Source organism: Paraburkholderia sp. HC6.4b (genome assembly GCF_014200875.1).
Lineage (GTDB): Bacteria > Pseudomonadota > Gammaproteobacteria > Burkholderiales > Burkholderiaceae > Paraburkholderia > Paraburkholderia tuberum.
Map to the genome: position 1 here is coordinate 11,934 of NZ_JACHDC010000021.1, position 24,994 is coordinate 36,927.

26 protein-coding genes are annotated in these 24,994 nt (G+C 64.7%); 17 read left to right on the forward strand and 9 right to left on the reverse strand.

Annotation, left to right across the window (positions count from 1 at the left end; genetic code table 11):
- Positions 1–155 precede the first annotated feature (155 nt).
- Entirely contained in the window at positions 156–1,208 is a 1,053-nt protein-coding gene (locus HDG34_RS28850; protein WP_184029240.1) for an NADP(H)-dependent aldo-keto reductase, read from the forward strand.
- Positions 1,209–1,303: 95 nt separating this feature from the next.
- Here the strand turns inward: HDG34_RS28850 and HDG34_RS28855 are convergent, their stop codons facing one another.
- The gene (locus HDG34_RS28855; protein ID WP_184064809.1) at positions 1,304–2,728 is read right to left on the reverse strand and encodes a M20 family metallopeptidase; all 1,425 of its coding nucleotides are present in this window, start codon (positions 2,726–2,728) and stop codon (positions 1,304–1,306) included.
- A gap of 255 nt (positions 2,729–2,983) precedes the next feature.
- Here HDG34_RS28855 and HDG34_RS28860 point away from each other — a divergent pair, with 255 nt between their 5' ends.
- A complete protein-coding gene (locus HDG34_RS28860; protein WP_184064810.1) occupies positions 2,984–3,967 on the forward strand; it encodes a LysR family transcriptional regulator in 984 nt (327 codons plus the stop codon).
- Positions 3,968–4,247: 280 nt separating this feature from the next.
- Positions 4,248–4,670: a hypothetical protein gene (locus HDG34_RS28865; protein ID WP_090804526.1), complete on the forward strand. Its 423-nt coding sequence runs from the start codon at positions 4,248–4,250 to the stop codon at positions 4,668–4,670.
- A 92-nt stretch (positions 4,671–4,762) separates the two neighbouring features.
- Here the strand turns inward: HDG34_RS28865 and HDG34_RS28870 are convergent, their stop codons facing one another.
- Together HDG34_RS28870 and nodI are read right to left on the reverse strand one after the other, a co-directional pair.
- A complete protein-coding gene (locus HDG34_RS28870) occupies positions 4,763–5,590 on the reverse strand; it encodes an ABC transporter permease (RefSeq protein WP_184064811.1) in 828 nt (275 codons plus the stop codon).
- A gap of 19 nt (positions 5,591–5,609) precedes the next feature.
- Positions 5,610–6,524: a nodulation factor ABC transporter ATP-binding protein NodI gene (nodI, locus tag HDG34_RS28875; protein WP_184064812.1), complete on the reverse strand. Its 915-nt coding sequence runs from the start codon at positions 6,522–6,524 to the stop codon at positions 5,610–5,612.
- Between the two features lie 421 nt (positions 6,525–6,945).
- Between nodI and HDG34_RS28880 the strand changes: the two genes are divergently transcribed.
- Entirely contained in the window at positions 6,946–7,413 is a 468-nt protein-coding gene (locus HDG34_RS28880; RefSeq protein ID WP_090804531.1) for a universal stress protein, read from the forward strand.
- Positions 7,414–7,531: 118 nt separating this feature from the next.
- Here the strand turns inward: HDG34_RS28880 and HDG34_RS28885 are convergent, their stop codons facing one another.
- The 3 genes from HDG34_RS28885 to lexA all read right to left on the reverse strand — a co-directional run bounded on the left by HDG34_RS28885 (position 7,532) and on the right by lexA (position 9,366).
- On the reverse strand, positions 7,532–8,149 hold the full coding sequence (locus HDG34_RS28885; protein ID WP_184043954.1) for a DUF2939 domain-containing protein: 618 nt from the start codon (positions 8,147–8,149) through the stop codon (positions 7,532–7,534).
- Positions 8,150–8,268: 119 nt separating this feature from the next.
- The gene (locus tag HDG34_RS28890) at positions 8,269–8,613 is read right to left on the reverse strand and encodes a hypothetical protein (protein ID WP_184043952.1); all 345 of its coding nucleotides are present in this window, start codon (positions 8,611–8,613) and stop codon (positions 8,269–8,271) included.
- Between the two features lie 102 nt (positions 8,614–8,715).
- Complete coding sequence (gene lexA, locus HDG34_RS28895; RefSeq protein ID WP_026225415.1) at positions 8,716–9,366, reverse strand: transcriptional repressor LexA; 651 nt, start codon at positions 9,364–9,366, stop codon at positions 8,716–8,718.
- A 312-nt stretch (positions 9,367–9,678) separates the two neighbouring features.
- Between lexA and HDG34_RS28900 the strand changes: the two genes are divergently transcribed.
- From HDG34_RS28900 to HDG34_RS28925, 6 genes are all read left to right on the forward strand, one after another.
- Positions 9,679–10,725, forward strand: a complete 1,047-nt coding sequence (locus tag HDG34_RS28900; RefSeq protein WP_184064814.1) for a sulfate ABC transporter substrate-binding protein — start codon at positions 9,679–9,681, stop codon at positions 10,723–10,725.
- 160 nt (positions 10,726–10,885) lie between these two features.
- Positions 10,886–11,782, forward strand: a complete 897-nt coding sequence (gene cysT / locus HDG34_RS28905; protein ID WP_184064817.1) for a sulfate ABC transporter permease subunit CysT — start codon at positions 10,886–10,888, stop codon at positions 11,780–11,782.
- Positions 11,779–12,786, forward strand: a complete 1,008-nt coding sequence (cysW, locus tag HDG34_RS28910; protein ID WP_090804540.1) for a sulfate ABC transporter permease subunit CysW — start codon at positions 11,779–11,781, stop codon at positions 12,784–12,786. The genes cysT and cysW overlap by 4 nt, the downstream gene beginning before the upstream one ends.
- The gene (locus HDG34_RS28915) at positions 12,787–13,845 is read left to right on the forward strand and encodes a sulfate/molybdate ABC transporter ATP-binding protein (RefSeq protein ID WP_184064820.1); all 1,059 of its coding nucleotides are present in this window, start codon (positions 12,787–12,789) and stop codon (positions 13,843–13,845) included.
- 118 nt (positions 13,846–13,963) lie between these two features.
- Positions 13,964–14,890 (forward strand): CysB family HTH-type transcriptional regulator, encoded by a 927-nt coding sequence (locus tag HDG34_RS28920; RefSeq protein ID WP_184064823.1) that lies wholly within the window; start codon positions 13,964–13,966, stop codon positions 14,888–14,890.
- A 178-nt stretch (positions 14,891–15,068) separates the two neighbouring features.
- Positions 15,069–16,115, forward strand: a complete 1,047-nt coding sequence (locus tag HDG34_RS28925; RefSeq protein ID WP_184064826.1) for an asparaginase — start codon at positions 15,069–15,071, stop codon at positions 16,113–16,115.
- 259 nt (positions 16,116–16,374) lie between these two features.
- On the opposite strand, the gene HDG34_RS28930 is transcribed toward HDG34_RS28925, so the two are convergent.
- From HDG34_RS28930 to gcl, 3 genes are all read right to left on the reverse strand, one after another.
- Positions 16,375–17,286: a 2-hydroxy-3-oxopropionate reductase gene (locus HDG34_RS28930; protein ID WP_184064829.1), complete on the reverse strand. Its 912-nt coding sequence runs from the start codon at positions 17,284–17,286 to the stop codon at positions 16,375–16,377.
- Positions 17,287–17,358: 72 nt separating this feature from the next.
- Complete coding sequence (gene hyi / locus HDG34_RS28935; RefSeq protein ID WP_184064832.1) at positions 17,359–18,168, reverse strand: hydroxypyruvate isomerase; 810 nt, start codon at positions 18,166–18,168, stop codon at positions 17,359–17,361.
- A gap of 129 nt (positions 18,169–18,297) precedes the next feature.
- Positions 18,298–20,073, reverse strand: coding sequence for a glyoxylate carboligase (gcl, locus tag HDG34_RS28940; RefSeq protein WP_184064835.1), 1,776 nt, complete (start codon positions 20,071–20,073; stop codon positions 18,298–18,300).
- A 171-nt stretch (positions 20,074–20,244) separates the two neighbouring features.
- Here gcl and HDG34_RS28945 point away from each other — a divergent pair, with 171 nt between their 5' ends.
- The 7 genes from HDG34_RS28945 (at position 20,245) to rplI (ending at position 24,905) form a co-directional block, all read left to right on the forward strand.
- Entirely contained in the window at positions 20,245–21,159 is a 915-nt protein-coding gene (locus tag HDG34_RS28945; protein WP_184064838.1) for a LysR family transcriptional regulator, read from the forward strand.
- 175 nt (positions 21,160–21,334) lie between these two features.
- Positions 21,335–22,207, forward strand: a complete 873-nt coding sequence (locus tag HDG34_RS28950) for an RNA polymerase sigma factor (RefSeq protein WP_184064841.1) — start codon at positions 21,335–21,337, stop codon at positions 22,205–22,207.
- On the forward strand, positions 22,197–23,213 hold the full coding sequence (locus tag HDG34_RS28955) for an anti-sigma factor (protein WP_184064844.1): 1,017 nt from the start codon (positions 22,197–22,199) through the stop codon (positions 23,211–23,213). Before HDG34_RS28950 ends, HDG34_RS28955 begins: the two co-directional genes overlap by 11 nt.
- Positions 23,214–23,404: 191 nt before the next feature.
- Positions 23,405–23,779, forward strand: a complete 375-nt coding sequence (gene rpsF, locus HDG34_RS28960; RefSeq protein WP_090804556.1) for a 30S ribosomal protein S6 — start codon at positions 23,405–23,407, stop codon at positions 23,777–23,779.
- Positions 23,780–23,847: 68 nt separating this feature from the next.
- On the forward strand, positions 23,848–24,147 hold the full coding sequence (priB, locus tag HDG34_RS28965; RefSeq protein ID WP_008922420.1) for a primosomal replication protein N: 300 nt from the start codon (positions 23,848–23,850) through the stop codon (positions 24,145–24,147).
- Positions 24,148–24,149: 2 nt separating this feature from the next.
- Positions 24,150–24,425: a 30S ribosomal protein S18 gene (rpsR, locus tag HDG34_RS28970; protein ID WP_013588504.1), complete on the forward strand. Its 276-nt coding sequence runs from the start codon at positions 24,150–24,152 to the stop codon at positions 24,423–24,425.
- A gap of 27 nt (positions 24,426–24,452) precedes the next feature.
- A complete protein-coding gene (rplI, locus tag HDG34_RS28975; protein ID WP_090804561.1) occupies positions 24,453–24,905 on the forward strand; it encodes a 50S ribosomal protein L9 in 453 nt (150 codons plus the stop codon).
- Positions 24,906–24,994: the final 89 nt, after the last annotated feature.

Genomic DNA, 24,994 nt, shown 5'->3' on the forward strand with positions numbered 1-24,994 from the left:
TGATGAAACGCGCATCGAGAGCGCAAAGCGCGCAACGCGCAAGCACCAGGCGGCGCGCTGCAACGCATGGCCCCGCATTCTAGCCTTGCTGCAGGTAATGCGTCGGCGTGGTAACGTCTGCGCTTTCCGTTCACCTCTTCAACAGGACAAGTTAGATGGAATACCGCAGACTCGGCGACTCCGACGTGCAGGTTAGCCTGATTGGTCTCGGCACGATGACGTGGGGCGAGCAGAACACCGAGCAGGAAGCGCACGCGCAGATCGACTACGCGCTCGATCACGGCGTGAACCTGATCGACACCGCGGAAATGTATCCGGTGCCGCCGCGCGCCGAAACGCAAGGCTCGACGGAGCGCTACATCGGCACGTGGCTCGCGCAGCACAAGAGCGCGCGCGAGAAGATCGTGCTCGCCACCAAGATCGCGGGCCCCGCGCGTCAGCCGCACAATCCGCGTCATATTCGCGGCGAGGGCAACCAGTTCGATCGCAAGAACCTGACCGAGGCGCTCAACGACAGCCTCGAACGTCTGCAAACGGACTACGTCGATCTGTATCAGCTGCACTGGCCCGATCGCAGCACGATGACGTTCGGCCGTCCGTCGTATCCGTGGGTCGACGACGCGTACACGGTGCCGATCGAGGAAACGCTGACGGTACTCGCCGAATTCGTGAAGGCTGGCAAGGTGCGCCATATCGGCGTGTCGAACGAAACGCCGTGGGGCGTCGCGCAGTTTCTGCGCGCGGCCGAAAGACTCGGCTTGCCGCGCATCGTCAGCATCCAGAATCCGTACAGCCTGTTGAACCGCACGTACGAAGTGGGTCTGTCCGAGTACGCGCATCGCGACAACATCGGTCTGCTCGCGTATTCACCGCTCGCGTTCGGCTGGCTGTCGGGCAAGTACGAAGGCGGCGCGCGTCCTGCGGGCGCGCGCATCACGCTGTTCGAGCGCTTCCAGCGCTATAGCAAGCCGCAAGCCGTGCAGGCGACCACGCGTTACGTCGAGCTCGCGAAGCGCCACGGCATGACCCCCGCGCAATTCGCGCTCGCGTTCGTCAATAGCCGGCCGTTCGTGACCAGCAATCTGATCGGCGCGACCTCGCTCGAACAATTGAAGGAAAACATCGCCAGCGCGGACGTGAAGCTGTCGCCGGAAGTGCTGGCGGAAATCGACAGGCTGCACGAGCTGCAGCCGAATCCGGCGCCTTGATGTCGAGGTAAGCGCGACGCGCTTGCCGCGGTGGCCCCGGTCGATTGCCGGGGCGGCCGCGCAAGGCGCGGCGAATCACTCGGCGTCGGCCGAACTCAACCCGCGGCCTTTGCCGTATCCACCGTCTCGCGCTTCGCCGCAAGCGGCGAATTCTCGCCGAGATCCCAGAACAGTCCCGCCATCATCTGCAGGCCCTCGCGCACCACCGGAGCCAGAAGGTGCTCGTTCGGCGCATGCTGCGAGCAGGCCGGATAAGAATGCGGCACCCAGATCGTCGGCAGACCGAGCGTGTCGGCGAATACCTCGTTCGGCAGCGTGCCGCCGAGATTCGGCAGCAGCGCGGTCTTCTTGCCGGTGGTTGCTTCGAGCGACGCGATCGCCCACGTGACCCACGGATCGTCGGGATCCAGCCGCGTGGCTGGCGCGCCGCGTTCGACGTCGATTTCGACCAGCTGAAAACCGTGCGCATCGAGATGCGCGCGCAGGTGCTCGCCGAGGTTTTCCCAATCGGTGCCGACCACGAAACGCAACTGGCAGACCGCGAACGCCGACGGCGGAATCGCGTTGACCGGGTTCTCCGGATTGCCCGCCTTGAAAGCCAGCACTTCGAAGCTGTTCCAGCCGAACACGCGCTCGGGCGCGGAAAGACCCGGCTCGCCCCAGTTATCGTCGACGGTGGGGTCGCCCGGACCGTTGCCCACCGTGATGTCGGCAAGTGCGCGGCGCACGGCCTCGGGGATCGGCGGCGGACGCAGGCCGTCGACTGCGATCACGCCGCGCGCATCGACGAGACTCGCGAGCGCGTTGGCGAGCATCGTCGCCGGATTGCGCAGCAAGCCGCCCCAGTTGCCCGAGTGATGCGCGCCGTCGCGCAGGTTCAGCGACAGCCTGAAATTGACCGCGCCGCGCGAGCCGAGAAACACGGTCGGACGACGCGCTGCGAGACGCGGACCGTCGGAGGCGATCAGCACGTCGGCGGCGAGTTCGTCGCGATGCGCATGGCAGATCGCGTCGAGCCCCGGCGAGCCGGTTTCCTCGCCCATCTCGATCAACAGCTTCGTGTTGAAGCCGAGTTTGCCGTCGCGCGCGGCGAGCGTGCTCGCGAGCGCGGCGAGGTTGATCGAGTGCTGGCCTTTGTTGTCGGCGGTGCCGCGACCGAACCAGCGCTCGCCTTCCACGGTCACCGCCCACGGCGTCAGCGGCGCGCGCCACTGGCTGTCGTAGCCGCGCACGACGTCGCCGTGGCCGTAGATCAGCACGGTCGGCAGATGATGGCCTTCGTGACGGTTGGCGATCAGGAACGGACCGAAGCCATCGACCGGGTTATCGACGATGCGCGTGCTGAAGCCGAGGCGCTCCGCTTCGGGCTGGATTTCGTCGGTCAGATAGGACAGCAGCAGTGCGCCGCGATCGCTTTCCTGGCTTTCGGTGCGAAAACCGACGCGACGGTTCAGATCGGCGAGAAAAGCGCCGGATTCGAAGTGCCGGGTGGCAAGCTCGATGGCCTGGTTGCGGCTCATGTCGATGTCTCCGATGCGGGGGATGGGTGAAGGGGCGGAGGGCCGCGAGGCTCGATGGCTCGATGCTCGGCGCGGCGTTCAGGCGAATCGTCTGCAACGTGATTGCGACCGATTCTAGAAGCGCGCCATTTTTGTCACAATGATCATGTTTCGAAGCTTGCCTTGCCGGAAAAGCAAAGCGTCGCGCGTCGGCTCGAACCGCGGCACCCGCCCACCCATGGCACCGTTGCAACTGATTCGATCGAGGCGTCCAGGATGGCACGTTCACTGCATGGCATCGCGTTGCGTTATTTCGTCGAAGTCGCGCGCGGCGGCTCGCTGAGCGACGCGTCCGAGCGGCTGCACGTCGCGGTATCGGCGATCAGCCGGCAAATCGTGCGGCTCGAAAGCGAGCTCGGCGTGACGCTGTTCGAGCGGCGTCCGCGCGGCATGACGCTGTCCGAGGCCGGTGAGCGGCTGCTTGCGTACGCGCAACGCAGCCTGCTCGAAGCCGAGCACGTGATGAAAGAGATTAGCGGCCTCGCGAGCTTGCACGGCAGCCGGATCAAGATCGCGACCGCCGAGGGCTTTGCGGTCGACTTCCTGCCCGCCGCGATTGCGGATTTCCGCGCCGAGCACCCCGGCATCGATTTCACGCTGACCGTGATGTCGCCGGCCGACGCCACTCGCCACGTGCGCGACGGCGACGTCGATATCGCGCTGTCGTTCAGCCTCGCGCCGGAGAAGGGCGTGAAGGTCGAGCACACCGAACGCGCGCCGGTGTTCGTGCTGCTGCGCGCCGATCATCCCCTTGCGGCGCGCGCGAAACTGTCGCTCGCCGAGGTGAGTCGCTATCCGCTCGTGTTGTCGGAGACGGGCACCACGATTCGCCAGTTGATCGACATCGCGTGCGCGCTCGAAGGCATCCTCCTCGAGCCGGACCTGATCTGCAACAACAGCGGCGCGAGTTATCGCTACGCGCAGCGGTCCGGAGCGATCATGTTCACGGGGCTGCTGTCGGTGCGCGACCGCTATGCCGACGACGGCTTCGTCGTGATTCCGCTCACGGACCCGCAGATGCGCCAGCGCAGCATCCAGGTGCAGACGATGGCGGGGCGCGAGTTGCCCCCGTCGGTGCGCACGTTTCGCGACCATCTGATCGCGCGGATCGCGGATGCGAAGCCGGCTGGGGCGCAGGCGTCGAAGGTCACCGGTGGACGCGGTAAACGTACGCCGCGGCGCCCGCGAGCCGATGCATGAAATGCGACACATGCCACGCACTAAGCGGCAAATGTTCTCCCGGAATCCGAATCACGACCTAAACTGTGGTGGACGGCAAGGACGGCCCTGAGAAAACGACCCTGAGGGTGCGCGCCACGATCAGGGGAAACGCGGAACAATGACAGTCGAACCGCGGACCTGCCGCCCAGCCCGCGATGCTGCAATGCACACAAGCGGCAATAGATGGACCCAAATAGAAAGGCGGCGCGTCGTCCCGATGGCGCGTTGCCCACGACAGAGCGATAGGACCAACACAGCCATGGCGCAACAGAAAACCAATCCAAAACTCGAGCAGGCTCTCACACGCGGTGATCTCGCGATCCGTCAGGCGAACTCGGCGCGAGCGACCGCCTTGTTGCGTGCGCTCGCCAAGATGATCGTCGATGCGTCGGCGACCATCGGCGTGGAAGCCTTCACGCTGATTCACGACGGCGACAAGATCTACGATCCCGCCGATGGTCTATGGCCACAGGCGCTGCTGATTTCGCTCGACGGTCCGGTCGAGGACGCCGATCCCGACGAATTGCGCACGGTGCGGCTGATCGCGGATGATCCGGTCACCGTGTTCCGGGTGGAATGGCAGCGCGCCGATGGCAAGATCGGGCGTCACGAGGGCGGCCCGTTCGCGACGGTCGCGTTCATCTCCGACGTCGACATTCCGTGGACCGATGACGAGGACTGAGCGCGCACAACGATAGCAAACACGCCGTGCGACGACCGACGCGGCGTCGTCTTGCGCGGGTGCAGGCGCAACGCGCCGCCCGCGCGTTCGGCTTACTTCATCATGCGACGCCGAAACAGGATCGCCGACACGATGAAGCCGCCGACTGCATAAGCGGCCAGCACGCTCACATGCAGCGCAGCGTGCTCCATCGGCCGACCGAGCATCGCCGGGCGCATCAGATCGACCGCATTGGCGAGCGGCAGCGCGACAGTCACCGCTTGCGCGGCGCCGGGCAGTTGCGAGATCGGAAAGAACACGCCGGAGAGCAGCAGCATCGGCGTGAGCACGAGCGTCTGATAGAACATGAAAAAGTCGTACGACGGCGCGAGCGCCGTCACGATCATCGCGAGGCTCGCGAACGCGAGACCGGCCAGCACGATGACCGGCAGCGCGAGCAGCATCGACGGAAAACTCGCATAGCCGAGCGCGCCCGCCACCAGCATGATCGCCACACCCGACAACACCGCTTTGCTGGCGGCCCACACCACCTCGCCGAGCACGATATCGCCGAGCGTGAGCGGCGTATGCATGATCGCCTCCCACGTGCGCTGCACGTGCATGCGCGAAAAGCCCGAATACATCGACTCGAAGCTCGCCGACATCATCACGCTCGACGCCACCGTGCCCGCCGCGAGGAACGAGATATACGACACGCCGTCGACGTGCCCGACCATCAGCCCGAGCCCGAGGCCGAGACCGAACAGATAGATCATCGGATCGGCGAAGTTGCCGAACATCGACGCGATCGCGAGCTTTTTCCACACCAGGTAATTGCGGCGCCACACCGCGATCCAGTTCGTGGCATTGGCGGGGAAGGCACCGAACGGTTCTTGCGCCGATGGCGTGCCGTCGTGGGTTTCGTAAGTACGTGCGTCCATCAAGTGTCTCGCTATGGGTTCAGTCCTGCATTTCGCGACCGGTGAGCCGCAGAAACACATCCTCGAGATTCGCCGGCCGATGCAGATAGCGCAAATCGGCGCGCTGCTTGAGGCGCATATGCACGGGCTGCGCGTCGCTCACATAACAGAACAGCGTCTCGCCGCTGATCTCGGTGCGCTCGGCGAGCGGCGCGAGTTCGTCGCGCAACGCAAACGGATCGGGGCCGTAGATCTCGATCACGTCGCAGCCGATTTCGGACTCGATCAACTCGCGCGGCGCGCCTTCGGCGATCTTGCGGCCTTCCTCGATCACGCACAGTCGATGACAGAGCCGTTCGGCTTCTTCCATGAAGTGCGTGGTCAGCAGAATGGTCTTGCCGCGCGCGAGCAGCGAGCGCAGCCGCTCCCAGATCAGATGGCGTGCTTGCGGATCGAGACCGGTGGTCGGCTCGTCCATGATCAGCACGTCGGGATCGTTGATCAGCGCGCGCGCGAGCGTGAGGCGCCGCTTCATGCCGCCCGACAGTTCGCTCACGCGCGCGTCCGCCTTGTTCTCGATGCGAGCGAATTCGAGCAGACCCGGCACCGCCGCGCGACACTGCGCGGCGCTCATACCGAAGTAGCGACCGAATACGAGCAGATTTTCGCGCACCGTGAAATCGGGATCGAGGTTGTCGAACTGCGGCACCACGCCGACGCGCGAGCGCGCGAGGCGCGCGCGGCCCGGGATCGGCTCGTCGCACAGCCGGATCGCGCCGGCGTCGGGCGCCGCAATGCCGAGCAGCATGCGCAATGTCGTGGTCTTACCGGCGCCGTTGGGGCCGAGCAGCCCGAAGCATTCGCCGGTGTTCACATGAAACGACAATCCGTCGACGACCGTTTTTTCGCCGTAGCTTTTCCTGACCTGATGGAATTCGATGGGGGCGGTGGGCATGGCTCGAGCAAGGCTCCGGAAAAAGACACAACGTACGCGCACGACACACAACATACCTGCGATGCACGCATTGCGCACGCGAAGCCGCTTACTCCAGGTATCGGATCGCTGATGCGAGCGGGTGTCCGGGAACGCGTCATGCGCAGGGTGCGATGCGCTCGTCGGTGTCGATTCGCGCCGCTGATTGGCGGTGGCACGACTGGCACGTCAACCGGCCCGCAGTGTGTCGACGCAGCGTTCGCAAACGAAGTTTTGCATTGCGGCATCCGTGTGCAAACGCTGCGTCGGGTCGCCCAACGCTTGTGCAGACTGGATCGGCATGCACCGAGTATGCACTTAGCGTTTTCCATCCCTTGCAAGCCGAATTGCGGCGCACCATGATTGATTCAGACCGCGCTTTCCGCGCGAATGGAGAAAACAGATGGCGAGCTACCAGAAAATCCTGTTGTGCTACGACGGCTCGCGCGAAGGCCGGAAAGCCCTGCGTTGCGGTGCCGATCTGGCGTTGGAACTGAAGGCGGAAACGCATCTGCTGTCGGTCGTCGACATGCGTTCGAGCATCGCGCAGAGCGCGGGCCTGTTGACGGACGTCGCCTGCAGCAGCTTCGAAAAAACGGCCCGCGAGATTCTGCAGGAGGGCGTGAACTGGCTGACCGAGCGAGGCGTGAGCGCGCAAGGGCATTTCGCATTCGGTCATCCGATCGACGAGATCGCCAATCTTGCCAACGAGTTGCAGGTCGACCTCGTGGTGGTGGGTCATCGCTGCAGGACTGGTTTGTCGCGGTGGTGGATGGGGGCGGGCAACACGCCGCTGCTCGACCGCGTGTCGTGCAGCATTCTGGTGGCGTGCTCGTCCGCGCAGGAGCAGCAGCAGGCGGCCGCGGCGTAATGGGCTAGTGAGGGACGCGAAGCCGCGCGCCCCGTTATCTAGTCCAGATGTGAATAGGCCCTGTCGCGTGGCCGGCCCCGATGGCCAGCCACGCATCCCATCCGGCCAGGCTTCGATCTCACTCGTTCAGATTGATCGCCGCGAGTTTCCACGTGACCAGACCTTCGCGACGAAAGATTGCCGAATAATTCGCGTTACCTTCGCCACGCCGGTACGTGATGACAAACTCGTTGAGACTGCGATAGCCGGCCGTGCTTTGACGCCCGGGCGGCGGTGCGCTCGCCTGCGTGGTGGTGTCGCCCGCGGCTGGTGCGGCCGGCGCTTCGCCGCCCGCGGCTGGCGGCGCGGACGGTTGCTCGCCCGGCGTGCCACGCGGCGGCATGCCGTTCAGCAGCGCCGCGACGCCGTCGGGTGTCGCATAGGCATCGACGAGCGGGCCGATCAGCGTCACGCCGATCACCGCGCCGATCGTGGCCATCTTGTTGCCGGCATCCGCCTCGAGCCGGCGTGTCAGCATGGCGCCCACCTGTTGCTTCAGGCTATCGCGTAGCGCGGGAAAGTCCACGTACTGATTGACGGTTTGCACGTCGCGCGCATCGGCGGCGCGTTTGAGATTGTTCACCGCGAGATACGGTGACGCATAAATAAAGCCCAGCGCGGCAATCACGATCACCACGATCAGCGTGATCAGCAGCGGCCGGGTGGCGCTGCCCTGTATGCGTTTCCGAATTGTCATCGAATGGGACTCCACGTCAGTGATGATCTAACGTCGACCACGGCGAGGACGAAACGATCCCATCCCACGCGAATCTCTGAACATCCGAAGTGCTTGTTGCATGCGTACTCAGGATTCGCTCACGCTTCGAACACCGCGCCGTGCACGTTGGCTTCGTCGGCTATGCAGCGATCGATCATACGGCATACGGCGTCGACCGTGCCGACCATGATCAGTCGCGACGGTCCATGATAGACCCGCACCGGCGCCCGACGCGCGGGCTCGGCGATGTTCAGCGCCGAATTCAGCGACACGCGCGCGAACGCCGGCAACGACGACGGCAGACCGGAAGCTTCGGCAGCCGCGTCGAACAGCGACGGCGTGCGCGCAGCGGGCGCCTCGATTAGCGCGCAGGGCGTGAGCTTGCGCAGATGGCGCAGACGGCCGAACTGGCGAAAGGGCAACAGGCGGGCAAGGCGTTCCATGAGTCTCTCCAGGCGATTCGGCGTAGATGCGGGCGTAGATGCAGGCGTAAATGCGGCTTGGGTCGGACAAACCGGCGCAAGCGTTCTGGCGACAGCGAAAGATCAGAACTCGCTGGGGCGGATCAGCCCGACCGCGATCCCTTCGAGCGCGAAATCGGCGCTGCCGGTTTCCACGAAGATGTTGTCGTAATCGGGGTTTTCGGCGATCAGTTCGATGCCGTTCGGCCGGCGCTTCAGACGCTTGACCGTCACGTCGTCGCCAAGCCGCGCAATGATGATCTGGCCGTCCTTCGCTTCGGTGCGCTTTTGCACCGCGAGCAGGTCGCCGTCGAGAATGCCCGCGTCGCGCATCGACAGGCCGCGCACCTTCAGCAGGTAGTCGGGCTTGCTCGAGAACAGCGCCGGGTCACACGCGTAGTGCTGCGAGATATGTTCCTGCGCGAGGATCGGGCTACCCGCCGCGACCCGGCCGATCAACGGCAACGACAACTGCATCAGGCCCGCATGCGGCAGGGTGAACTGATACGGCGCGTCCTCCTGCCCGGACAGCAGACGGATGCCGCGCGACGCGCCGGCCGCGAGTTCGATTACGCCCTTGCGCGCCAGCGCGCGCAGATGCTCTTCCGCGGAATTGGCCGAACTGAACCCGAGTTCGGCGGCAATTTCCGCGCGAGTGGGCGGAAAGCCGGTGCGTTCGATCGCGCGGCGGATCAGATCGAAAACCTGCTGCTGTCGTGCGGTGAGTTTTGTCATGGCCACTGTATGTATGAACAGGTGACTGTATTTTTATACAGTATTCGGCGCATTTCAAGCTTTACTTTAAGTTCGGCGCAAGGGGTCGCGCTGGGGCGTCGTTTATCGGCGACATGACGGCGTTGTCGGCGTCCCAACCGCCGGCGCATCTGTCGTTACCACTTTTGAGCATTAAAAAATGAAGAAACATTATTTTTAATAATGAAAGCGCTTCGATAGACTGGCCTCCGATTGGCGCTCATGTGCACGTGACCGCGACGCAGAACAACACCAGACGCTCATCAGCGGACCATCACGCGGAGAAAAATCGAAATGAACCATCGGCATATGGGGCTTGCGGCTCGAACCAGAAAACTGATCGCGGCGCTCGCCGTCGGCGCGGCGGGTGCGCTCGGCATGTTGGGCGCAAGCGGCGTCGCGCACGCCGACACCACGCTGTTGAACGTGTCCTACGATCCGACGCGCGAGCTGTATCAGGACATCAATCAGGCATTCGGCAAGGAATGGAAGGCCAGGACCGGCGAAGCCGTCACCTTCAGGCAGTCGCACGGCGGCTCGGGCGCGCAGGCTCGCTCGGTGCTCGACGGACTGCAGGCCGACGTCGTGACGCTTGCGCTCGCCTATGACATCGACGCGCTCGCGAACAAGGGGCTCGTCGACAGGAACTGGCAAAAGCGTCTGCCGGACAACGCATCGCCGTACACGTCGACGATCGTGTTTCTGGTGCGCAAGGGCAACCCGAAGCACATCAAGGATTGGGACGATCTGGTGAAACCGGGCGTGTCGATCGTGACGCCGAATCCGAAGACCTCGGGCGGCGCGCGCTGGAACTACCTGGCCGCGTGGGCGTACGCCGAGCATCAACCGGGCGGCAACGACCAGAAGGCCAGGGAGTTCGTCGGCAAGCTGTACAGGAACGCCGGCGTGCTCGATTCGGGCGCGCGCGGCGCGACCACGAGCTTCGTGCAGCGCGGTATCGGCGACGTGCTGATCGCGTGGGAAAACGAGGCGTTCCTGTCGCTGAAGGAGTTTGGTCCGGACAGGTTCGAGATCGTGGTGCCGTCGGTGAGCATTCTGGCCGAGCCGCCGGTCGCGGTGGTCGACAAGGTCGTCGACAAACACGGCACGCGCAAGCTGGCCGAGGCGTATCTGAACTTCCTGTATAGCGAGCAAGGTCAGGAGATCGCCGCGCGCAATTTCTATCGTCCGCGTTCCAGCAAGGTGCCCGCCGATCTGACCGCGAAGTTTCCGAAGCTGAAGCTCTACACGATCGACGATTCGTTCGGCGGTTGGACCAACGCGCAGAAGACCCATTTCGCGGACGGCGGCGTGTTCGATTCGATTTATCAGCCGCAGTAAGAACCACCGCCTGAATCACAGCCAGGGGCAAAAGGGCGCGCCCAATGGGCGCGCTTTCGGCTAACCGGGGTCCGGTGGCCAGCAGTGCGGCAGTACCGCAGTACGGCAGCACGGCAAAACGAACAACCGCGCGAGCATCAACCATGAACGAGTATCCAGCATGACCACGTTGACCTTCCGCAAGCCGAGCGCATTGCCCGGTTTTGGCCTGACACTCGGCATCACGGTGGCTTATCTGAGCCTCGTGGTGCTGATTCCATTGGCGGCGACCTTTCTGAAAACCGCGACGCTCGACTGGGATCAGTTCGTGCGCGCGGTCACGTCGCCGCGTGTGCTCGCGTCGTATCGGCTGACGTTTTTCTCGGCGCTAGGCGGCGCGCTGATCAACGCGGTGTTCGGCTTTCTCGTCGCGTGGGTGCTGGTGCGCTACACGTTTCCGTTCAAGCGTATCGTCGATGCGGTCGTCGATCTGCCGTTCGCGTTGCCCACCTCGGTGGCGGGCATTTCGCTCGCGGCCGTGTATGCGGGCAACGGCTGGATCGGCCAGTTCCTCGCGCCGCTCGGCATCAAGATCGCGTTCACGCCGGCGGGCGTGCTGGTCGCGCTGACGTTCATCGGCCTGCCGTTCGTCGTGCGCACCGTGCAACCGGTGCTCGAGGAGTTCGAGCGCGAGCAGGAGGAGGCGGCCGCGTGTCTCGGCGCGTCGCGCTGGCTCACGTTTCGCCGCATCGTGCTGCCGGCCGTGTTGCCGGCACTGCTGACCGGCTTCGCGCTCGCCTTTGCGCGCGCGCTCGGCGAATACGGCTCGGTAATCTTCATCGCCGGCAATGTGCCGATGAAGTCGGAGATCACGTCGCTCCTGATCATCACGAAGCTCGAGCAATACGACTATGCGGGCGCGACGGCGCTCGCGGTCGTGATGCTGGTCGTGTCGTTCCTGATGCTGCTGTCGATCAACACGCTGCAGTGGTATCTGCAGCGGCGCACGAGCCGCGGCAAGACGGGATCGGCGCCAGTGGCCACGAGCGTCGCCGCTATCGGTGGGGGTGTGCAATGAGCCGCGTTCCGACCCACCCGGCGAGCGTGGCGCGTCGCCCCGATCCGGTCAGCGAGCCGGCGCTCGTGCGCTGGCTGCTGATCGGCCTCGCGCTGCTGTTTCTCGCGCTGTTTCTGGCCGTGCCGCTCGCCGCGGTGTTCTACCAGGCGCTGAACAAGGGGCTGCGTTTTTACTTCGAAGCGCTCGCCGATCCGGATGCGCTGTCGGCGATCAAACTGACGCTGCTCACCGCGGCGATCGCGGTGCCGCTGAACCTCGTGTTCGGCCTCGCGGCGTCGTGGTGTATCGCGAAGTTCGAATTCCGCGGCAAGGCGCTGCTGACCACGTTGATCGATCTGCCGTTCTCGGTGTCGCCGGTGATCTCCGGTCTGATCTACGTGCTGATGTTCGGCGCGCAGGGCTGGTTCGGCCCGTGGCTCGAAGATCACAACGTGCAGATCATCTTCGCGGTGCCGGGCATCGTGCTCGCGACGATCTTCGTCACGTTCCCGTTCGTCGCGCGCGAGCTGATTCCGCTGATGCAGGCGCAGGGCAACGACGAGGAAGAAGCCGCGCACGTGCTCGGCGCATCGGGCTGGCAGACGTTCCGTCGCGTCACGCTGCCGAACGTCAAGTGGGGTCTGCTGTACGGCGTGATTCTGTGCAATGCGCGCGCAATGGGCGAGTTCGGCGCGGTGTCGGTCGTGTCGGGCCATATTCGCGGGCAGACCGACACGATGCCGCTGCACGTCGAAATCCTCTACAACGAGTACAACTTCTCGGCCGCGTTCGCCGTGGCCTCGCTGCTCGCGCTGCTGGCGCTGGTTACGCTGGGGCTCAAGCTGCTGGCCGAGCGTCATATGTCGGCGGAACTGTCGGCGGCGCGCGAAGTGCCTGCGTATGCGGGGCCCGTGTCGCCGTCCGGCGCTTCGCAGGCCAATAGCGCGCAGTCCGCTTCTCATTCGTTTTTCGTCAACGCCACGCCTGCGTCGCAGCGACATCCGCTCAAGCAAGGAGAGCTGTAAATGGGTATCACCGTTCGTAACCTGCAAAAGCGCTTCGGCGATTTCGTCGCGCTCGACAACGTGTCGCTCGACTTTCCGCCGGGCGAACTCGTCGCGCTGCTCGGGCCGTCGGGTTGCGGCAAGACGACGTTGCTGCGTGTGATCGCCGGCCTCGAATACGCGGACGGCGGCCGGGTCGAGCTGCAAGGCCAGGATGTCGCGGCGGTCGGCGCGCGTGAGCGCGAGGTGGGTTTCGTGTTCCAGCACTACGCGCTGTTCCGGCATATGACGGTGTTCGAAAACGTCGCGTTCGGGCTGCGCGTGAAGCCGCGCAAGGAACGTCCGTCCGAGAAGGTGATTCGTGAGAAGGTGCATGAGTTGCTGAAGCTCGTGCAGCTCGACTGGCTCGCGCAGCGCTATCCGTCGGAGCTGTCCGGCGGCCAGCGCCAGCGCATCGCGCTCGCACGTGCGTTGGCCGTGGAGCCGAAGGTGCTGTTGCTCGACGAGCCGTTCGGCGCGCTCGACGCGAAGGTGCGCAAGGAACTGCGCAGCTGGTTGCGTCGCCTGCACGACGATCTGCATATTTCGACGATCTTCGTCACGCACGATCAGGAAGAAGCGCTCGAAGTGGCGGACCGCATCGTCGTGCTCAATCGCGGGCATGTCGAGCAGGTCGGCAGCCCGCAGGAGGTGTACGACCATCCGCAGACGCCGTTCGTCTACGAGTTTCTCGGCGCGGCGAACCGCCTGCACGGCAGCGTCGACGCGCAAGGCTTCGTCGTCGATGGCGCGGCGCTGCCGGTCGCGATCGCGGCGGGTTTTAGGGGCCCGGCGTTCGCCTATGTGCGGCCGCACGATCTGCAGTTGTATCCGCAGGCGGCGGGGCATCGCGAGGGCATTGTCGTCGACGTGCGGCGCGTGGTGACGCTCGGCGGTTCGGTGCGCGTCGAGCTCGCCGGTCGCGAGGGCAATCTGCTCGAAGCCGAACTCGATCGCGAAACGTGGCGTGATCTGCAACTCGCGGTCGGCGACGGCGTGACCGCGGTGCCGCGCGCGCTGCGGGTGTTTCCGGCGCAGTGAGATGGCGGCGCCGCTGTGCGGCGCTGTGGACAGGAGAGAACGTATCAGCCGTACCGCGTGGATCGCCTGGCATGTGCGGCTCCAATAACTCAACTCTGGCGGAACCGGAGACACAACGATGAATTTCCAGCAATTGCGCTTCGTGCGCGAAGCCGTGCGGCAGAACATGAACCTGACCGAAGCGGCGAACGTGCTCTACACCTCGCAGTCGGGCGTATCGAAGCAGATCAAGGATCTCGAGGACGAACTCGGGGTCGACATCTTCATCCGCCGTGGCAAGCGTCTGACCGGGCTCACCGAACCGGGCAAGGCCGTGCATCAGTTGATCGAGCGGATGCTGCTCGATGCGGAGAATCTGCGCCGCGTCGCGCGTCAGTACGCGGATCAGGACAGCGGCCACCTCGTCGTCGCGACCACCCACACGCAGGCACGCTACGCATTGCCGAAGGTGATTCGGCAGTTCACGTCGGTGTTCCCGAAAGTGCATCTGGCGCTGCGCCAGGGCAGCCCGCAGCAGATCGCGCAGATGATCATCAACGGCGAGGCGGATATCGGCATCTCGACCGAGGCGCTCGACCGTTTTCCCGACATCGTCACGTTCCCGTGCTATTCGTGGCATCACGTCGTGGTGGTGCCGAAGGATCATCCGCTCGTCGGCCGAGCGAATCTGACGCTCGACGAGATCGCCGAATTCCCGATCGTCACCTACGACCAGGACTTCACCGGCCGCTCGCATATCGATCAGGCGTTCGCGAAAGCGGGTGCGTTGCCCGACGTCGTGCTGACCGCGATCGACGCCGACGTGATCAAGACCTACGTCGAACTCGGCATGGGCATCGGCGTGGTCGCGGCAATGGCCTACGACCCGAAGCGCGACAGCGAACTCGTCGCGCTCGACACGCAGCATCTGTTCGAGGCGAGCACGACGCGTGTCGGCCTGCGCAAGGGGGCGTTCCTGCGCGCGTACGCCTATCGGTTGATCGAGATGTTCGCGCCGCAGTTGAGCGAGGCAGACATCGCGGCGCAGTTGCGCGAGGCGGCTTAGGGCTGCGAGCAGCTTAGGGTGGGACTTGCACCCGTCGTCAATACTTGTGGTGATGAGTGCAATTGGGCACCGCATGAGATTTAAGCCCGCTCGCGCGTTGCGCACGCTCGCGCAAGCCGAACCCGCGTCCGGTCTTCCACGCATGGCGACGCGAAGCGCATCGCTTACAATCGCCGCCATGAATACCTCGACTTCTCCCTCTCTCCCGATTCCCCCCGGCCATAGCACCGCGTCGACGCTGCCGCGCATCGCGGTGCTCGCGACCGGCGGCACGATCGCCGGCGCGGCCCCGGATGCGGCCAATACGTCGGGCTATCAGGCGGGCGTCGTCGGCGTCGATCAGTTGCTCGCGGCGGTGCCGGCGTTGTCTACGGTCGCGCGGATCGCGCCCGAGCAGATCGCCAGCGTCGACAGCAAGGACATGTCGCTGCCGCTGTGGACCACACTCGCACAACGCATCAACACGCTGCTCGCGACGGACGACGTAGACGGCGTGGTGGTCACGCACGGCACCGATACACTTGAGGAAACCGCCTATCTGCTGCATCTGACCGTCAAGTCGGACAAGCCGGTCGTGCTGACCGCGGCGATGCGCCCGGCGTCGGCGCTCTCCGCCGACGGTCCGCTGAACCTGCTAAATGCGGTGACGGTCGCCGCGCACGCGGCGGCACGCGGGCAGGGCGTGCTGGTCGCGTTCAACAACCGGATTCATAGCGCGCGCGACGTCGTGAAAACGAGCACCTATGCGGTCGATGCTTTCCAGTCGCCTGAGATTGGCGCGCTCGGCTGGGTGCAGGATGGCCGCGTCGAGTTCCAGCGCGGCGTGGTGCGCGCGCATACGGTCGCGAGCGAATTCGCAATCGATGCGGCGTGGCCGCAGGTGGAGATCGTCACGAGCTATGCGGGCGTGTCGCGGATCGCCATCGATGCGCTGGTCGCCGCGGATGTGCGCGGCATCGTCGTGGCGGGTACGGGCAATGGCTCGATCCACCAGTCGTTGCAGCAGGCACTGGCGGATGCCGCGTTGCGCGGCGTGGCGGTGGTGCGCTCGTCGCGCGTGGGTTCGGGGCATGTGATGCGCAACGGCGCGGCGGCCGACGATGCGCTCGGTTTCGTCAGCGCCGGTTCGCTGAATCCGTACAAGGCGAGGGTGCTGCTGATGCTGGCGCTGGCCGCGGGCCACACTGCGCCGGCGGCGTTGCAGAAGGTGTTCGATACGTATTGATTGGCGAATCCGACAGCCGGACACCCGACGACGACGTCTGACCGACCAAGGCTTCCCCGTCACCGACGGGTGCCGCTGCGGACCCCACTTGCCGCTCTCAGCCCAGAGCGGCGCGATTTGCCCGTTGCGCCGCGCCGGCAACCCAAGCTGCCGTGCAACGAACGGGCGCCCCACCTGTGTTCACCGTGAGCTCGCCGATGCCGAAGCGGCAACCGGCGGAATCAACGGCGAGCTGAACTGAAGAGGAAGCACGAAGACCTCAAGCCGCCTTCGCTTCTTCACTGTCCGGCGCCTGCGCGACTTCATGATTCGCCATGATTTCGAGCGCGCGCACCATCGCCGAGTGATCCCACGCCTTGCCGCCGTTCGCGGCGCAGACGCTGAACAGTTGCTGCGCGCTCGCGGTATGCGGCAGCGCGATGCCGAGCTTACGCGCGCCATCGAGCGCGAGATTCAAGTCCTTCTGATGCAGCTCGATGCGAAAGCCCGGATTGAACCTGCGCTTCGTCATGCGCTCGCCATGCACTTCGAGAATCCGCGACGACGCGAAGCCGCCCATCAGCGCGCGCCGCACCCGCTCTGGGTCGGCGCCCGAGCGCGACGCGAACAGCAGCGCTTCCGCGACCGCTTCGATGTTCAGCGCGACGATGATCTGGTTCGCGACCTTGCAGGTCTGACCCGCGCCGTTGTCGCCGATCAGCGAGATGTTCTTGCCCATCAGTTCGAACAACGGCTTGGCCAGCGCAAAGGCTTTCTCGGGGCCGCCGACCATGATCGTCAGCGACGCATCCCGCGCGCCGATTTCGCCGCCGGACACCGGCGCATCGAGATAGTCGACGCCGAGCGCGTTGATCTTCTTCGCGAACGCCTGGGTGTCGAGCGGCGAGATTGAGCTCATGTCGATGACGAGCTTGCCTTTGGTGAGGCCAGCGGCGACGCCGTCGTCGGCGAACAGCACGTTGGCGACGTCCGGCGTGTCCGGCACCATGATGATGACGATGTCGGCGGCCTGCGCGACCGCGGTCGAACTGGCGACCACGCTCGTGCTCTTCGCGATGTCGTCCGGTACCGGATACGCGCCGTTCACGAACAGCGAGTGACCACCCTTGATGAGGTTGCGCGCCATGTGCGCGCCCATGATGCCGAGCCCGATGAAGCCGATCTTTGCCATGTGTGTGAATCTCCAGGGTTATAGGGGGCGTGCGTTGAGGCTTCAGGGTTCCATCAGGAACCCCAAGGCGCCTCAAGCCGCCGCATGCGCCGCGCCACGCGCCTGACCTGCCACGCTTTGCACCCAGCCGAGGCCGGCATCGGTCGTCGTGCGCGGCTTGTATTCGCAACCGACGTAGCCGTCGTAGCCGAGCGAGTCGAGCAGCGCGAACAGATACGGATAGTTGATCTCGCCGGTGCCCGGTTCGTGCCGCCCGGGGTTGTCCGCGAGCTGGATATGCGCGATCTGCGCGAGGTTCTTTTCGATCGTCGCCGCGAGTTCGCCTTCCATCCGCTGCATGTGATAGATGTCGTATTGCAGGAACAGATTGTCCGAGCCGACCTCGCGAATCACGTCGAGTCCATCGCGCGAACGGTTCAGCGCGAAGCCCGGAATGTCGTACGAGTTGCATGGCTCGACGAGCAGCCGGATGCCGGCCTTCTTGAGCTCGCGCGCGGCAAAGCGCAGGTTGTCGACGATCGTTGCGCGGGCGGTGTCGGCGTCGACGTTCGCGCCCGGAATGCCGACGAGGCAGTTCAGTTGCGGCACCTTCAACGCGCTTGCGTATTCGATCGCGCGGCCCACGCCTTCCTGAAACTCGGCGACCCGATCGGGCAGGCACGCGATGCCGCGTTCGCCGGCTTCCCAGTTGCCGGCCGGCAGGTTGTGCAGCACCAGCTTGAGGCGGTTCTGTTGCAGACGTTCGCTCAATTCGGCGATCGAATACGGATAGGGAAACAGGAATTCGACGGCATGAAAGCCGGCGTTGGACGCTGCCGCGAAACGGTCGAGGAACGGCACTTCGTTGAACAGCATCGTCAGGTTCGCTGCGAATTTAGGCATGGTGCTTTTGTCTCTCAGGTCGGTCAGGGAATGGCGCGCTGGTCGTGATGAGGCGAGGGCGCGGAGCATGGGCTCGGCCCTCTCGCATCGAGCGCGCTGAATGCTGCGAATGCCGCGAAGACGCAACGCTCAATCGAGCAGGCTGATCGCCGTGGGCGCGTCCTCGCGCTTTTCCGCGAGTTCCTCGAACTCGTTGATCGCGTCGATCTCGGTGCCCATCGAGATGTTGGTCACGCGTTCGAGAATCACTTCGACGATCACCGGCACGTTGAACTCGGCCAGCATCGACTGCGCTTTTTGCAGCGCCGGCTTCAGCTCTTCCGGCTTGAACACGCGAATCGCCTTGCAGCCGAGACCTTCGGCGACGGCGACGTGATCGACGCCATAGCCGTTCATCTCCGGCGAGTTGATGTTCTCGAAGCCGAGCTGCACGCAGTAGTCCATTTCGAACGCGCGCTGCGCCTGGCGAATCAGCCCGAGGTACGAGTTGTTCACGACGACATGCACGTACGGCAGCTTGAATTGCGCGCCGGCCGCGAGCTCCTCGATCATGAACTGGAAGTCGTAGTCGCCGGACAGCGCGACGATCGGCCGTTGCGGGTCGGCCGCGCGCACGCCGAGCGCCGCCGGAATCGTCCAGCCGAGCGGGCCGGCCTGGCCGCAGTTGATCCAGTTGCGCGCCTTGTAGACGTGCAGGAATTGCGCGGCGGCGATCTGCGACAGGCCGATCGTGCTCACGTAGCACGTGTCGCGGCCGAACACCTGGTTCATCTCTTCGTAGACGCGCTGCGGCTTCATCGGCACGTTGTCGAAGTGCGTCTTGCGCAGCATCGTGCGCTTGCGTTGCTGGCAATCGGCAACCCACGCGGCGCGATCCTTCAGCTTGCCCGCGGCCTTCCATTCGCTGGCGACTTCGACGAACAGCTCGAGCGCCGCCTTCGCGTCCGACACGATGCCGAGATCCGGGCCGAACACGCGGCCGATCTGCGTCGGTTCGATATCGACGTGCACGAACTTGCGCCCCTTCGTATAGACATCGACGCTGCCGGTGTGACGGTTGGCCCAGCGGTTGCCGATGCCTAGCACGAAGTCGGACGCGAGCATCGTCGCGTTGCCATAGCGATGCGAGGTCTGCAGACCGACCATGCCGGCCATCAGCGGATGGTCGTCGGGAATCGCGCCCCACGACATCAACGTTGGGATCACCGGCACGCCGAGCGTTTCGGCGAACCTCACGAGCAGGTCTTCGGCTACGGCGTTCAGCACGCCGCCGCCCGACACGATCAACGGCTTGTCGGCATCGTTGAGCAGCGTCAGCGCTGCCTCGATCTGCTTGCGGGTCGCCTTCGGCTTGTAGACCGGCAGCGGCTCGTACGTGTCGATGTCGAATTCGATTTCGGCGAGCTGCACGTCGATCGGCAGATCGACCAGCACCGGGCCCGGGCGGCCCGAGCGCATCAGATGGAACGCCTGCTGGAACACACGCGGCACCAGCGCCGGCTCGCGCACGGTCACGGCCCACTTGGTGACGGGCTTGGCGATCGATTCGATATCGACGGCCTGGAAGTCTTCCTTGTACAGACGCGCGCGCGGCGCCTGGCCTGTGATAGCCAGAATAGGAATCGAGTCGGCCTGCGCGGAGTACAAACCGGTGATCATGTCGGTGCCCGCGGGGCCCGAGGTGCCGATGCACACGCCGATGTTGCCCGGCTGCGCGCGGGTGTAGCCCTCGGCCATGTGCGATGCGCCCTCCACATGGCGCGCGAGCACGTGGCTGATGCCGCCGGCTTTGCGCATCGCCGAGTAGAACGGGTTGATCGCGGCGCCCGGCACGCCGAACGCGGTATCGATGCCTTCTTTTTCGAGCACCAGAACGGCGGCGTCGACGGCTCTCATTTTGGCCATGAATGTCTCCTCAAGGTCGGGAATTACGTTGGTTGAGGGACACTGTAGGCCTGCGCCAAAGGTTTGATAAGATCAGTTCGGGTCGCTTATTCCGAAACAAAAAGTATGGAATGACGTGAAGCCCGGCGCACGGCCGGCATCAGCCCGGCAAGAGACAGGTGGGAGACGAACATGGACCGCTTCAAACAGATCGAAACCTTCGTGCGGGTCGCCGATGCGGGCAGTCTCGCGGCGGCGGCGCTTGAGGAAGGCGTGTCGCCGGTGATTCTCGGGCGGCGCATCGATGCGCTCGAGAAGCGCCTCGGCGTGAAGCTGATGTATCGCACGACACGGCGGCTCGTCGTCAGCGAGGACGGCGCCGCGTTTCTCGAACGCTGCCGCGGGCTTCTCAGCGAATGGGATCAGGCGGAAAACGAACTGAGCGCGGGGCGCCGCGCGGTGAACGGCCATCTGATCGTGTCGGCGCCCGCCGCGTTCGGGCGTAAGCACGTCGCGCCGCTCGCGCCTGCATTTCTGCGCGACAAACCCGAGTTGCAGATGTCGTTCAATCTGACCGACCGGGTCGTCGATCTGGTGCGCGAGGGCTACGATCTGTCGATCCGCATCGGCGGCGCGGTCGATCCGAACTTCGTCGCGGTGAAGCTCGCGTCGAACCGGCGCGTGGTGTGCGGTACGCCCGACTATTTTCGCTGTCACGGCAAGCCGAAGACGCTCGAGGATCTGCCGGCCCACAACTGTCTCGCGTTCAATCTGCAAGGCGGGCAGAACCGCGGCTGGTATTTCCGCCGCAACGGCAAGCTCGCGACGGTGCGGGTGGGCGGCTCGCTCGACTGCAACGATGGCGAACTGCTGCATCGCTGGGTTTCGGAGGGGCTCGGACTCGGCTGGCGTTCGACGTGGGAAATCCAGCGGCAGCTCGCGCGCGGCGAGCTCGAAACCGTGCTCGACGAATATGCGCTGCCCGATTACGACATCCTTGCGGTCTATCCGCAGCAGCGCTTCGTGCCGGCGCGCGTGCGCTATTTCATCGACTATCTGAAAGACGTGTACGCGAGCGACGACTACTGGAACCGGCCATCGTACTAGCTGGCGAGCGGCGCGCGCAGGCGATCGCGATCTTTCTTGCGAATGCTCGCCTGAGTCGGGAATAAACTCGGTCTATGGCCAGTTCTGCTGTGAAAGACACGTCAGGAACGACACCACGCGGGACGCGCAACAGCGACCCGCACGACGCAGCCGCCATGCCCTTGGAGGGGCCCACGTGGTCCAGACCGATTCAGACGCCGATGCCGATGCAGCGAAAAGCCGCCGCTTCCAGCAACTGGCGTTGCCGCATCTCGACGCCGCGTACAACCTCGCGCGCTGGCTGTGCGGCAATCCGAACGATGCCGAGGACGTCGTGCAGGAAGCGTTCATGCGCGCGTTCCGCTTCTTCGATACGTTTCGCGGCGACTCCGCGCGGCCGTGGCTGCTCGCGATCGTGCGCCGAACCTGGTACACGGAATGGCGCCGTCGCGCGCCGTCGCACGACATGCTCGAATTCGACGAAACGATGGACGACGCGACCCTCGACGGCTGGAGCGCGGGCGGCGACGATCCCCAGACGCTGCTGATCCGCGACGAGGATGCACGCCAGGTACACGACGCGTTGGCGCGTTTGCCGGTCGAGTATCGCGAGGTGCTGATCTTGCGCGAGCTCGAGGAGATGGGATATCGGGAGATCGCGGTGGTGGCCGATGTGCCGATCGGTACGGTGATGTCGCGGCTCGCGCGTGGGCGGCGCAAGCTGGCGGAGGTGTTGATGGCGCAGCAGCGAGGCGGGGGGGAGTCGGTTGGCGGGGGGCGCAAAGGCGGGCAGGGTGACCGGCGCGGGTCGACGCAAGCGCCGCAGGAGCAGGGGGCGCAGTCCGGGCGAGTCGTGCAGTCGGCGGCAGCCGCGCCCTCGGAGTCGTCCACGCCCTGCGCGCGGTCCGACCGGCCACCGCGAAATTCCGGCGACGGCCGCGCGGCATCATCGGCGGTCGTGCCCGCCACCGCAACAGTGACGCAACTCCGGGCGTTTGCCGACGGCCGGCCCCTCAACATTCCCGGCGCTGCCGCCGACCCCGCTCAGGAGACGCCGGATGGACTGTAACGAAGCTCGGCCGCTCCTCGAGGCGAATGCCGATCACGAACTGCCGGCACCCGATGCGCGCCGGGTCCAGCAGCATATCGAGAGCTGCGACGACTGCCGGCGCGCGAGCGACAACCTGCGCGCGCTGAGCGGCGCGCTGCGCGCGGCGCCGTATCATCGGGCGCCGCAGTCGTTGCGGGCGCGGATCGTGGCGGGCTTGCCCGGCGCGGTCGAGGGAGGAACTGCGGGGTTGGCCACGACGGCGGCGCCTGAAGATGCGGAGGAGGAGTCTACCGGCAGCGCTAGCGCCGGGATGACCGACATGGCGACGTACCAACCTCAGCGTCAGCGTCGTTGGGCGCGGCGGCCCGCGTGGCTCGACCGGTGGCTCAGTGGCTTCAGCGGTCCGGGTCGCTCGGGCGATTCACGCGGCCGGCTAATCGGCTTCAACGGACCGCATGCCGCCGGCGGCGCCAACCGCGTGGTCGCGCGCGGCGGTCTCGCGGTGCTCGTGATTGCGCTGTGTGTGGCCACCGCTGTCCTGACGCTGACGCTGCGCCGTCCCGCCGAATTCACGCCATTCACCGACGAACTCATCGAAAGCCATGTGCGCGCGCAGGTTTCCGGCCGCGACATCGACGTGATTTCGACCGACCGTCACACGGTCAAGCCATGGTTCAACGGTCGGCTCGACTATTCGCCGCCGGTCGAGGACCTCGCGGCGGCTGGCTTCGCGCTGGAGGGGGGCCGGCTCGACTACCTCGCGCACCAGCGGGTCGCGGTGCTCGTGTACCGCTACGGCAAGCACGTGATCGACGTGTATGTGTTTCCGCAGTCCACGACGCGTGGCATTGACGGCGCGGCGCCGGCATCGCTCGCCCACGACGGCTATTCGATCGCGCACTGGGACGCGGCGGGCATGACCTGGTGGGCGATCTCGGACGCCGCACCCGATGCGCTCAAGGGACTCGAAGCGGCGCTCAGAGCGCGTTTGCAGAGCGGCAGCCAGCGCACGGAAGCGGGTTGAGGGGCAAGGACGGCCCGACTTCCGCGACCCCCCACCCTAAGCTCTTGAAAACACATCCGATTCCGCCGCCGAATCGGCGGAATTCCTTGCAACCCGTCCCCATTCGGGTTAGACTCTTGGGCTTCTCACTTGCCGCACCGGTTCCGACGCCCGGGCGGCTTCTATCCAAAAGTCAGCACAAGGAGTGTGTAATGCGTCATTACGAAATCGTCTTTATCGTGCATCCCGATCAAAGCGAGCAGGTGCCCGCCATGATCGAGCGTTACAAGGGCACGATCACGTCGCACGGTGGTCAGATCCACCGCGTCGAAGACTGGGGCCGTCGCCAACTGGCCTACATGATCGAGAAACTCGCGAAGGCTCACTACGTCTGCATGAACATCGAGTGCGATCAGACCACGCTCGACGAGCTGGAACACGCATTCAAGTTCAACGACGCCGTTCTGCGTCACCTCATCGTCAAGATGAAGAAGGCCGAAACCGGCCCGTCGCCGATGATGAAGGAAGTGCAGCGCGAAGAAGCCAAGAAGTCGGCAGCAGCTCAGCCGACCGAAGCGCAGGCTTAAGACTCGTTATTAAGCTGCCAGACACGCAGCGTCGCTCCGCTCACGTACACGAAGACATAAACAGGTACATGAACCGGCTGCAACTTACGGCGAGCGTCGTCGAACGCGAACCGGTGCGGTACACCCCCGCCGGCGTTCCGATTGCCAGCTGCACGTTGCACCACCGCACGGAAGTCGTCGAGGCGGGCATTGCCCGTCAGGTCGAACTGACCATGCAGGCGGTCGCCGCGGGCGAAGCGAGCGGTAAGCTCGAAAACTGTCAGATGGGCGTCGAAACGCTCTTCACAGGTTTTCTGGCTAAAAAGCACCGTAACGCGCGAACTCTGGTATTTCACATCACAGCATTGCAGGACATTGGAAAGGACTAATCATGCCCCGCCCGACTGGTAAGAAATTCGACAAGCGTCGTCAGCAACAGAACCCGCTCTTCAAGCGCAAGAAGTTCTGCCGTTTCACGGCTGCTGGCGTCGAGTACATCGACTACAAAGACATCGAAACGCTGAAGGACTTCATCGGCGAGAACGGCAAGATCACGCCGGCACGTCTCACGGGTACCAAGGCGCATTATCAACGCCAGCTGGACACGGCTATCAAGCGCGCACGTTTCCTCGCGCTGGTGCCGTACACCGACCAGCACAAGGCCTAACCCGACGACGCGATAAGGAGCATCCGAATGCAAATCATTCTTCTGGAAAAAGTCGTCAATCTGGGTAACCTCGGCGACATCGTGAAGGTCAAGGACGGTTACGCACGTAACTTCCTGATCCCGAACAAGAAAGCTCGCCGTGCAACGAAGGAAGCCCTCGCTGAATTCGAAGTGCGCCGCGCAGAACTCGAAAAGCACGCCGCTGAAAAGCTGGCAGCCGCTCAGGCTCAAGGCGAAAAGCTGGCAGGCCAGACCGTTCAGATCAAACAGAAGGCTGGCGTCGACGGCCGTCTGTTCGGCTCGGTGACGAACGCTGACATCGCCGAAGCGCTCGGCAAGCAAGGCTTCGCAGTGGAAAAGGCGCAAGTGCGTCTGCCGGAAGGCCCGCTGAAGATGGTTGGCGAGCACCCGGTTCAGGTTTCGCTGCACACCGACGTTCTCGTCGATGTGACGGTGGCCGTGATCGGCGAGCACGTCTAAGCCGACCGCACCAAGCATCAGGCAGGATCAGCCAGCGTATTGCTGGTGAAGAGCAGGGGCCGGGAAACCGGCCCCTGCTTTTTTTGTGC